The organism is Rhodopila globiformis, assembly GCF_002937115.1.
GTDB classification, from domain to species: domain Bacteria; phylum Pseudomonadota; class Alphaproteobacteria; order Acetobacterales; family Acetobacteraceae; genus Rhodopila; species Rhodopila globiformis.
The window spans coordinates 1-10,231 of sequence record NZ_NHRY01000140.1; the positions used below are offsets into that span (position 1 = coordinate 1).

A 10,231-nucleotide genomic window follows, 5' to 3' on the forward strand; every position below is an offset into this window, starting at 1 on the left:
CTGAACCGGCCACTTTAGTGGCCAACTGAACCCGGGACCGCGTTAGCGGTCCCGCTTGCCGCTTTGAGCGGCTCACACTCAACGGGCCGCGTCAGCGACCCGCCCGGCCGCTTTGAGCGGCCAACACCATAAAGCCCCCGGCTCTGCCGGGGGATATTTACTACGCCAATCTCAGGACGGGCAGTCGGTGGGACTTCCAGTGGGGCCTGACACATCGCGAGTCGTTGCAGAGATCGTAGCCGTGGCCGTCGATGTCGACTTTGCGACAAAGCACAAGGGGAAGGAAGTCTCCTTAATCAGACACGTCGATGATGTCTGGATTGGTGCGTCATCTATGGACGAAGCAGAGGCGTATCTTTATAGTTATCGTGAGTGTCTACGCGACTATGGGCTCGATATCAATGAACTAAAAACCTCCATCACGGAATCCTCGGAAGCATTGGATCCGACATGGCCGCTTTCATTAAAGATGATGATCAAGAATGATTTTGGTGGTCTGAATACGGAGGATAAGACAAAGGTTTTGTCAGAAATATTTCGTATGTCTTCTCGAGAAAAAGACGATGGAATAATCAAATACGCTATCCGCCGCTTTGATCGCGAGAAAATGTGGCGGAGGCATTGGAATGTTCTGGAAGACTTTCTGGTGCGATGCGTAAATAGCTTTCCTCATTCGATAGATTACGTTTCTCGGGTTGTAGCCTATGTAAATAGGACTTCGACGAAGGTTCAACTTGACAAGTGGCAGAAAGTTATCCTGATTTCGCTAAATAGGAACAGTAGTATTGGGAACGACTCGGAAGTTTGCTGGTTACTATGGTTGATGAAGGAGCTCGGACTGAATCTCCCTGTGCAGATCATAGATATTATCATAGCACGTTGTGGTGTATTTGCCATTGTGACTGCATGTTATCTTAATCCGAACGCGATTCGCCGATCGCCTCAACGCAGGCAGAAACTGCTGACTCAGATCGGAGACTCGCCCTTTAGCGGGGCCTTTTGGCTATTGGCTTACGAAGCAGTGGTAGGACGCTGGATTCCTGACGCCGATTTACCGCGGGCAACGATGAGCGAATTCCTGTCGAAGATGGCAGCGGCAAAGGTTTCCTTTTTCGACCCTGCGGCCGTTCCGTTTTTTATCCATCCAACTGATGACGATGTTGATGATAGATACAATGATTATGCAATTAAGGACATGGCCGGCCGCTACGATGATGGTGGCGACGATGGCGAGAGTGGTAACGAGGACAAGAGGTATCCCTGGCAGCAACATCGGTCGGACGACGATATTGACTATACTGATAGCTTCTAAACATAATCTCCTCAGCTTTTTGATTTGAGGATGGCGTTCGCCAATGTCTCGCCACCTTGGAACCGTCTACCCGGGTGATGCCGATTCGTCGCCACAGCGGCAGCAGCAGCACTGCCTTTAGGATTTCCACAACTCGATTCAAACGGCTTTTACCGTCTGAGGCCCCAAACGCTGTCCAACATCACTCGCTCCCCGTCTTCCGCGGCCGCCCACCCTTCGCCCCATTCTTCCGCGCGGCGGCCGCCTTGGCGGGCGACGTCGCCTGTCCCGCCCGCCGGGCCATATAAGCCTTGGTGCCAAACAGCCCGGCCAGCAGCCCGGGCACCGACAGATCGGCGTCGAGCGCTTCCCAGTGCAGGCCATAGCCCGCGCCCAGCAGTTCCACCCCGGCAAGCTGCTCGTCCGTCGCCGCCTCCAGCCCCTGCGCCAGATGCGGCGGAAAGGCGAACGTGCAGCCGTTCGTCAGTTCCACGACAACCCGGCGGCGCCGGCGGTCATACCGAGCGGCCCGGGCACGCGGTTCGCCTGCGCTGGCCTGCCGCCCCCGTTCCAGCGCGGCGTCGATCTGTGCGTCAGTCAACTCGGCCATGGATATCCTCCCACCGCGTCAGCAGCAGGGCCTGCTGCGCGACAACGACCTGCGTGGCCCGGCGGACCTCGGCGCGGGTCATGCCCTCGGCCCAGACCAGTTCGGGGCTGCCCCCGGCGCCCCGCAGGTTGATCTTGGCCTGTCCGTCACCGAACATGGGAACATGAGCCGGCTGGTGATCATCGACGAAGATGACCACCCGCAGCCCACCGGCACGAAGAACGGTGACCATCCCCTCATAACCTATCGTGATGGGTTTCTCAAGACGTCCCCCCAAACAACCGCCGATCCCACCAGATCGGCTGGTGCAGGCTGGTGCCAATCCGGCGCATGTCGGGATGGCTGTCGTTGATCAGCACATTCTGCTCCATGCGCGCGACCACGCTGGGCACCAGCAGCAGCAAGGACCGCCCCGACTGCTGCCACGCCGCGCCATACGCCTTCGCCACCAGGCCGTCCTCGGCGTCCCAGCCGGCGTGATGCGCGGGCGAAAACATCTCGTACGTCACCCCCGGCGGGATGGTGATCGCGATCCAGTGCTGGTTCGGCGGCATGCGTCCGTTGCCGTGCGCCAGCTTCTCCAGCATGGCCGTGCTGTAGTGCGCCGAGGCATAGATCATCGGGCTGGCAGCAATGTTCCACCGCCCGGGCGCCAGCCGCGATCCGGTCGAATCGAAAATCGGCAACGCTCCCGCCGGATCGCCGATGCGATACGCCGTCAGGACGCGGTCCAGCGTCTGGGCGGTCACACGGCGGAGCCGTACTTCAGCCGGCCCAGGATGCCTTCCACCACCGGTCGCCCCAGCTCATTCTCCAGCACGACGTCCACCGGCGGCCGGCCGTGCAGCAGCGGATGCGGCTCGAACAGGAAGCGGCGGGCGGCGTCGGCCTCGCCCCAGACGTCCAGCGCCATGGCCCAGACGCTGGCCAGCCGCGCCAGGCGGCTGCCTTCCTCCGCCGACAGCCGGCCCTCCGCGCGGTCCCGTGCGGCGGCGAAGGATTTGCGGCGGCGAGCCAGCGTGGCGCGGGGGATGATGCGGAAGGCGAAGCCGCTGTCGGAGGGCGCGACCGCGTGCATGACGCGATCCAGCGCCATCAGCGGCAATCCCTGCTCCACCGCGGCCATCAGCGGCAGCGGGCCGGATACCTGGATGCCCAGGACCTCGGAAACCGGATCCAGCATGGCCGACCTCCCAACCTCTCTCACATGAGACTCGATTTAGGCTCACCCGGGATGAATCGCAACCGGAACTGAGCCGGACCGGCCACACGACGCACCAACCCGCGACCAGGCGGGTGGTGCGATCCGTCCCGGCATAATATCACCCCCGGCCAGACCGCTCACCCCGACACCGGACGACGCACCCATGGGACTCCTGCTGGCATTCGCCCCCTTCATCCTCTTCACCGTGCTCGACGCACTGGCCGGGCCGCTGCCCGGGCTCGCCGCCGGCACCCTGGTCGCGGCGGCGCTGTTGCTGCGCGATGCCGTCACCGCCGGCCGGACGCCGAAGATCCTCGACATCGGCAGCGCGCTGCTGTTTGGCGGCCTTGCCCTTTATACGGTGCTCGCTGGCGCGGACTGGCCGGACGCCGCCGTCCCCCTGTGCGTCGATGCCGGGCTGCTGGTGGTCGTCCTGGCCTCGCTCGCCCTCGGCCGCCCGTTCACCCTGCAGTACGCGCAGGAGCAGGTGTCGGAGAGCCTCCGGCACCACCCGATCCTCATCCGCGCCAACGTCGTCGTCACCCGCGCCTGGGCGGTGGCGTTCGCGGTGATGGCGCTGGCCGAGGTCGCGTTGCCCGCGCTGCCCACGCTGCCGCCGCTGGCCGGCATCGGCGTGACGGTGCTGGCGCTGGCCGCCGCCGTCGCCTTCACCCTGTGGTATCCGCAGCGCGTCACCGCCCGCCGCCGCATCCAGGGGCGCCCGCCCGGGCCAGACGCCGGCGGGTGGTGATCCGTATGGACGGCCGTCTCCGGCTGAAGCCCGCTGCCGCGACGTCGTTTTTGTTGCAAGCCCATCACCATGCGGGCTACATAGGGGCGCATATCTATCCGTTCCGTTATCCTGACAGGGCTTGGCCGCCAACGCTTGCGAAATGTTCATGAGGTGGAAAGCGCACACTCATCCAAGGCGGCAATCAATACTGCAATCTTCATAGTACTAAAGAATTCTTTAAGCAGTTACTCGTTGTTACGCGAAGAACAGCCCATTCACGTCCTTGTGCAATCATCCGATCCGTGCAATCGTCGTAAACGCTCCGGCCGTAGACCGCGGCGCGCCATGGGGCGCGGCCGCATGAACGATCGGCTGTTTCGCCTGCGCCGATAAGGAGAGTCTTCTTGAACGCGATTGTCCTTATCGCCCTGAGACGACGGCTGACGTTCGTCGTGCTCGCCATCCTGATCCTGCTGTTCGGCGGCCTCGCCGTCTGGCGCACGCCGACCGACATCTTCCCCGCGATCCGCATTCCGGTCGTCGCGGTGGTGTGGACCTACAACGGCCTGACGCCGGAGGACATGTCCGGCCGCGTGGTGTACTATTTCGAACGCTCGATGACGACGACCGTCAGCAACATCGAGCATATCGAGAGCCAGTCGCTGTACGGCCGCGGCATCATCAAGATTTTCTTCCAGCCCGGCACCGATGTCTCGGCCGCGCAGGCGCAGATCACCGCCAGCGCGCAGACGGTGCTCAAGCAGATGCCGCAAGGCATCACGCCGCCCGAGATCCTGGTGTATGACGCCTCCAGCGTGCCGGTTCTCAGCCTGCAGATCTCTGGCAAGGACCAGACCGTGCAGCAGCTGTACGATCTGGCGTCGAACTTCATCCGCCCGCAGCTGGTCAGCGTGCCCGGCGTGGCGATTCCCACGCCGTACGGCGGCACCTCCCGCGTCGTCCAGGTGGACCTGGACCAGCGCGCGATGCTCCAGCACGGGCTGTCGCCGCAGGATATCTCCAGCGCGCTCGCCCGCCAGAACCTCGTTCTGCCGGCGGGTGACATCAAAATCGGCCGGCTCGACTACCTGGTGGAGACCAACGCCGCCCCGGTCAATATCGATACATTTGAAAATATGCCGATCAAGCAGGTCGGGAACGCGATCGTTTACCTGCGGGATGTGGCGCACGTGTACCGCGGCGGGCCGCCGCAGATCAACATGGTGCTGGTGCGCGGCAAGCAGGCCGTGCTGATGGAGATCCTGAAGACCGGCAATGCCTCGACCCTGGCGGTGGTCGCCGGGGTCAAGAAGATGCTGCCCAGCATTGAAAAGACGCTGCCCGAGGGGGTGAAGATCACGCCGCTGGACGACGCGTCCAGCTTCGTGCGCGAGTCGGTCAGCGACGTGGTGCGCGAGATGATCACGGCCGCCTGCCTCACCGGCCTGATGGTGCTGCTGTTCCTGGCCTCCTGGCGCTCGACGCTGATCGTCGCGACCTCGATCCCGCTGTGCATCCTGACCTCGATCCTGGTGCTGTCCTGGCTTGGCGAATCGATCAACGTCATGACCCTCGGCGGCCTGGCGCTGGCGGTCGGCATCCTGGTCGACGACGCGACGGTGATGATCGAGAACATCGCCACCCACCTGGAATCGGGGCAGGAGCTGGAGCCCGCCATCATCGACGCGGCCAACCAGATCGTCGTGCCCACCTTCGTGTCAACAGTGTGCATCTGCATCGTCTGGCTGCCGATGTTTTCCCTCAGCGGCGTCGGCGGCTATCTGTTCCGTCCGCTGGCCATGGCCATCGTGTTCGCGATGATCACCTCGTTCATCCTCTCGCGCACCCTGGTTCCCACCATGGCCGTCTGGTTGCTGGCGGGGCAGCAGGGGCACGGCGGCCATGGCGCACATGATCCGGACGCGCCGCGGCCGGGACCGTTCAAGCGCTTCCAGCGCGGCTTCGAGCGAAATTTCGACCGGTTCCGCAACGCCTACACCGACATCCTGCGCGGCGTAACGGCGCGGTGCGGCCGGTTCATCCTGGTGTTCCTCGGCCTGACGCTGGCCTCGCTGATGCTGGTACCGTTCCTCGGCCGCAACTTCTTCCCTGAGATCCGCTCCGGCGTGCTGCAGCTGCACATGCGCACGCTGATCGGCACCCGCATCGAGGAATCCGCCAAGCTCGCGGAACTGGTGAACCAGGAAATCCGCGCCACCCTGCCCGGCAAGGTGACCAACATCGTCGACAACTGCGGCCTGCCGGTCAGCGGCATCAACGAGGTGTACAGCACCAGCGGCACCATCGGCCCGCAGGACTGCGACATCACGATCAGCCTGGACTCCAACAACTCGCCCGTGCAGCGCTACCGCCGGATGCTGCGCCGGCGCCTGAACGAGAAGTTCCCCGGCACCCAGTTCATCTTCCATCCCGGCGACATCACCGCCCAGATCCTGAACTTCGGCCTGCCGGCGCCGATCGACGTGCAGATCGTCGGCCGCGACCAGCACGCTAACTATGAGTACGCCAAGAAGGTCCTGGCGAAGGTCGCGCAGATTCCCGGCGTGGCGGACCCGAACATCCTGCAGGCGTTCAACGCACCGACACTGCGCATCGCCTCCTCGCGCTCGTTCGCCACCCGCACCGGCCTGGACGAGGCCAACGTCGCCGACAACGCGCTGGCTATGCTGTCGGGCAGCGGCCAGGTGGCGCCGAACTACTGGCTGGATACCAAGAACGGCGTGTCCTACCTGATCAACATCCAGGCGCCGCAGCCCAAGCTGGACACCATGCAGCAACTCGAAACGATCCCGATCGACGCCGGCAACCGCAATCCGTCCGGGCGTGACATGCAGTTGCTCGGCGGGCTCAGCAAGGTGACCCAGACCGGCATGCCGCTGGTGGTGTCGCACTACAGCATCATGCCCGTGGTGGACGTCTATGCCAGCACCGAGCGGCGCGATCTCGGCGCGGTCAACGACGCGATCCAGAAGATCCTGCGGGACACCGCCGACGAGGTGCCGCATGGCGCACGCGTCGAAACCCGCGGCCAGGCGGTGACGATGGCGGAGGCCTACGGCGAGCTCATCGGCGGACTTTTGATATCGGTCATCCTGGTGTATCTTGTGATCGTCGTGAACTTCCAATCCTGGATCGATCCGTTTATCATCATCACGGCCCTGCCGGGTGCACTGGCCGGCATCAGTTGGTCGCTGTTCATCACCGGAACGACCCTGTCGGTGCCGGCGCTGACCGGCGCGATCATGTGCATGGGAACCGCCACCGCGAACTCGATCCTCGTGGTTTCGTTTGCCCGTGAAGCACTCGCCGAACACGGCGACGCGGCCCGTGCCGCGGTTGAAGCCGGCTATGCGCGTATCCGGCCGGTGCTGATGACCGCGCTGGCCATGATCATCGGCATGCTGCCGATGTCCATGAGCAACACGCAGAACGCCCCGCTCGGGCGTGCGGTGATGGGCGGGCTGCTGATCGCGACGGTGTCGACGCTGCTGTTCGTTCCCGCCGTCTTCACGCTGGTGCACGGACGCCTGCTGCGCAAGAAACACAAGGCCGGGACAACCTGATGGACCAGATTCCGCACCCTGTTGCCGAAGAGACCATCCACACGCCCTTCCAGGAGGAGGATCGGCGGCGCCCGCGCACGCGCCGGAGCCGCCGGCGGTGGCTGATCGGTGGGATTGCCGCGTTGATCGCCATCGGCATCGTCATCTGGGGCATCACCGAGCGCGAGGCGACCTTGTCCGAGCTGAAGACCCTGGCGGAACATGAATCGGTGCCCAGGGTCACCCTGGTGGCGCCGCAGCCCGGGCCGAAGTTCCGCACGCTGACCCTGCCGGGCGATGTCGAGGCCTGGTACCAGGCGCCGATCTATGCCCAGGTCACCGGCTATGTGCAGGACTGGTACAAGGACTACGGCGCCCCGGTGAAAAAGGGCGACCTGCTGGCCACGATCGAAACCCCCGATCTCGACCAGCAACTGCAGCAGGCCCGCGCCCAGCTTGCGGTTGCGAAGCAGAAGTACCAGCTTGCGGTCATCACCGCCGAGCGGTGGAAGAAACTGGCCGGCACCTCGGCGGTGTCGCAGCAGACCGTGGACGTCAACATCGCCGACGCCAAGGCGCAGGAAGCGGCGGTCGAGGCGGCGAAGTACAACGTCCAGCGCTATGAGGCGCAGGAAGCCTTCAAGCGGGTCGTCGCCCCGTTCGACGGCGTCGTCACCGCGCGCGACACCGATGTCGGCAATTTCGTCCAGGACTCCGGCGGCAACGCCGGCGCGCGCGGCCAGACCCGGGCGCTGTTCACCGTCGCCGATATCCACAAGCTGCGGATTTTCGTGTCCGTTCCGCAGGATTACTCCCAGTACATCGAGCCCGGCATCACCGCGACCATGACCCTGCCGCAGTTCCCCGGCCAAACCTTCCACGCAAAGCTGCTCACCTCCGCCCAGGCGTTCAACATGACATCGCGCACGGTGCTGACCGAACTGGAGGTGGACAACCCGAAGCACGAGATCTGGCCCGGCGCCTATGGCGAGGTGACCTTCAAGCTGCCAACCAATCCGAGCATCGTGGTGATCCCGGAACAGTCGCTGCTGTTCCGTGCCCAGGGCCTGCAGGTCGCGCTGGTCAAGGACGGCAAGGTGCATCTGCAGAATGTCAAGCTCGGCCTCAATTTCGGCACCACCGTGCAGGTCACCGAGGGCCTGACCCTGGATGACCGCCTGATCGCCAACCCCTCGGCGGGCCTGCTGGAAGGCGAGAAGGTGCAGCCCGTGGAGGCGCCGCCGCAGAATGTCGGGCTCTCCAGGAAGGAGGAAGCCAGCGGGGAGCAGGCTCCGAAGAAATGATGCGATCCGTTCGATGCGCGCTGGCGCTGGCGCTTGCCAGCCTGGCTGGATGCGACCTGGCGCCCGCCTACCACCCGCCGAAATTCGTCCTCCCGGCGTCCTATCAAGGCTCCGGCCCGTGGCAGGTCGCCCACCCGCAGGACCAGATCCCGCGCGGGCCGTGGTGGGAGGCCTATGGCAACCCGACGCTGAACGAGCTTGAAGCCAGGATCCCGCAGAACCCCGACCTGCTGGCCGAGCGCGAGATCTATATCCAGTCCCGCGACCTGGCAGCCGAGGCGGAATCCGGCCTGTACCCGCAGGTCGCCGGCGGCTACGGCATGTCGGCAAACCGGCAGTCGCCGTACCGGCTGTGGCGCTCCCCCGTCAGCAAGGCCCCCCTGTACGAACCCTCAGTACAGATCGACGCCCAGGCAACCTGGGAGATCGACGTCTGGGACCGCATCGGCAACCAGGCCCATGCGCGCAAGCGCCTGGCGCAGGCGGAAGCCGCTTACCTGGCGCTGGTCGAACTGAGCCTGCAGGCCGAACTGGCCAACGCCTACCTGACATTGCGCGGCCTGGACCAGACGATAACGCTGTACGAGCAGACGATCGTCTATTACCAGAAGGCGCTCGACATCACCCTCATGCGTCTGAGCGACAAGATCGGCAGCGCCCTGGATGTGGCGCGTGCGCGGGCGCAGGTCAGCACGACGCAGGCGCTGCTACACGACATCATCGCCCAGCGTGCCCTGGCGCTGCACGCGATCGCCAATCTGATCGGGGTGCCGGCAACCGGGTTTGAACTGCCGCCGCAGGACCGGACGCCGCTGTACCTGCCCGTCATTCCCGTTGGCCTGCCTTCGTCGTTGCTGGAACGGCGTCCGGACATCGCCGCCGCCGAGCGCAACATGGCGGCGGCGAATGCCGAAATCGGCGTCGCCCGCGCGGCGTTCTATCCCAACCTGTCGCTGAACGGCGCGTTCGGGATCGTCGATGCCGGCTTCAACATCGTCAGCCTGCCCAACCGCATGTGGTCCATCGGCACGGCCATCTACCAGCCGATATTCGAGGGTGGCCTGCTGCGGGCGGAACTGCAGTTCGCCAACTCGTCCTACCGGCAGACGCGCGACAACTACCGCTCGGTCGTGCTGACGGCGTTCCAGCAGGTGGAGGACCAGCTTTCGCTGAACGACCAACTCGCCAAGGAGGTGGCGGCCGATCGGCAGGCGCTGCAGTCGACCACGCAGGCGCAGACCCTGTCGATGCAGCTCTACACCTCGGGCGCGACCAGCTACCTGGAAGTGATCGTCGCGCAGATCGCGGCGTTCCAGGCGTCGGTCTCGGATATCACGGGCACGATCCGGCTGCAGCAGGCGTCGATCAACCTGGTTCGGGCACTTGGCGGGGGGTGGAGTGCGGGAGACCTGCCGACCGAGAAGCAGACGCTGCCGTTCAACCCGCTGCGGCCGGGGAGGAGTTCCGGCGGCAACGTCGCCGACGCCGATCCGGGGGATTGGAGGAGTGCGCGGCCTGATCCTTAG

General features: G+C 64.5%; 9 protein-coding genes. 5 read left to right on the forward strand and 4 right to left on the reverse strand.

From position 1 onward, the window contains the following. Positions 1–187 precede the first annotated feature (187 nt). On the forward strand, positions 188–1,312 hold the full coding sequence (locus tag CCS01_RS32820) for an RNA-directed DNA polymerase (protein WP_158258387.1): 1,125 nt from the start codon (positions 188–190) through the stop codon (positions 1,310–1,312). A gap of 181 nt (positions 1,313–1,493) precedes the next feature. Here the strand turns inward: CCS01_RS32820 and CCS01_RS14165 are convergent, their stop codons facing one another. Genes CCS01_RS14165 through CCS01_RS14180 form a run of 4 tightly spaced genes read right to left on the reverse strand, consistent with a single transcriptional unit; the run spans position 1,494 to position 3,084 of the window. Continuing rightward, a complete protein-coding gene (locus CCS01_RS14165; protein ID WP_104519463.1) occupies positions 1,494–1,901 on the reverse strand; it encodes a DUF2442 domain-containing protein in 408 nt (135 codons plus the stop codon). Further along, positions 1,885–2,133 carry a DUF4160 domain-containing protein gene (locus CCS01_RS14170; RefSeq protein ID WP_104519464.1) on the reverse strand — a complete coding sequence of 83 codons (249 nt, stop codon included), beginning with the start codon at positions 2,131–2,133 and terminating at the stop codon, positions 1,885–1,887. The genes CCS01_RS14165 and CCS01_RS14170 overlap by 17 nt, the downstream gene beginning before the upstream one ends. Before the next feature lie 28 nt (positions 2,134–2,161). Further along, positions 2,162–2,650 (reverse strand): RES family NAD+ phosphorylase, encoded by a 489-nt coding sequence (locus CCS01_RS14175; protein ID WP_104519465.1) that lies wholly within the window; start codon positions 2,648–2,650, stop codon positions 2,162–2,164. Next, positions 2,647–3,084 (reverse strand): antitoxin Xre/MbcA/ParS toxin-binding domain-containing protein, encoded by a 438-nt coding sequence (locus CCS01_RS14180; protein ID WP_104519466.1) that lies wholly within the window; start codon positions 3,082–3,084, stop codon positions 2,647–2,649. The genes CCS01_RS14175 and CCS01_RS14180 overlap by 4 nt, the downstream gene beginning before the upstream one ends. A gap of 184 nt (positions 3,085–3,268) precedes the next feature. Here CCS01_RS14180 and CCS01_RS14185 point away from each other — a divergent pair, with 184 nt between their 5' ends. The 4 genes from CCS01_RS14185 (at position 3,269) to CCS01_RS14200 (ending at position 10,231) form a co-directional block, all read left to right on the forward strand. Continuing rightward, the gene (locus tag CCS01_RS14185; RefSeq protein WP_104519467.1) at positions 3,269–3,856 is read left to right on the forward strand and encodes a hypothetical protein; all 588 of its coding nucleotides are present in this window, start codon (positions 3,269–3,271) and stop codon (positions 3,854–3,856) included. 386 nt (positions 3,857–4,242) lie between these two features. Further along, positions 4,243–7,422, forward strand: a complete 3,180-nt coding sequence (locus CCS01_RS14190; RefSeq protein WP_104519468.1) for an efflux RND transporter permease subunit — start codon at positions 4,243–4,245, stop codon at positions 7,420–7,422. Next, positions 7,422–8,705 (forward strand): efflux RND transporter periplasmic adaptor subunit, encoded by a 1,284-nt coding sequence (locus CCS01_RS14195; protein ID WP_104519469.1) that lies wholly within the window; start codon positions 7,422–7,424, stop codon positions 8,703–8,705. The genes CCS01_RS14190 and CCS01_RS14195 overlap by 1 nt, the downstream gene beginning before the upstream one ends. Further along, the gene (locus CCS01_RS14200) at positions 8,702–10,231 is read left to right on the forward strand and encodes an efflux transporter outer membrane subunit (protein WP_104519470.1); all 1,530 of its coding nucleotides are present in this window, start codon (positions 8,702–8,704) and stop codon (positions 10,229–10,231) included. Before CCS01_RS14195 ends, CCS01_RS14200 begins: the two co-directional genes overlap by 4 nt.

Bases quoted from the DNA above. Each gene is read 5' to 3' on its own strand.
- CCS01_RS14165 (WP_104519463.1), bottom strand. From the start codon at position 1,901: ATGGCCGAGTTGACTGACGCACAGATCGACGCCGCGCTGGAACGGGGG.
- CCS01_RS14170 (WP_104519464.1), bottom strand. From the start codon at position 2,133: ATGGTCACCGTTCTTCGTGCCGGTGGGCTGCGGGTGGTCATCTTCGTC.
- CCS01_RS14180 (WP_104519466.1), bottom strand. From the start codon at position 3,084: ATGCTGGATCCGGTTTCCGAGGTCCTGGGCATCCAGGTATCCGGCCCG.
- CCS01_RS14185 (WP_104519467.1), top strand. From the start codon at position 3,269: ATGGGACTCCTGCTGGCATTCGCCCCCTTCATCCTCTTCACCGTGCTC.
- CCS01_RS14195 (WP_104519469.1), top strand. From the start codon at position 7,422: ATGGACCAGATTCCGCACCCTGTTGCCGAAGAGACCATCCACACGCCC.
- CCS01_RS14200 (WP_104519470.1), top strand. From the start codon at position 8,702: ATGATGCGATCCGTTCGATGCGCGCTGGCGCTGGCGCTTGCCAGCCTG.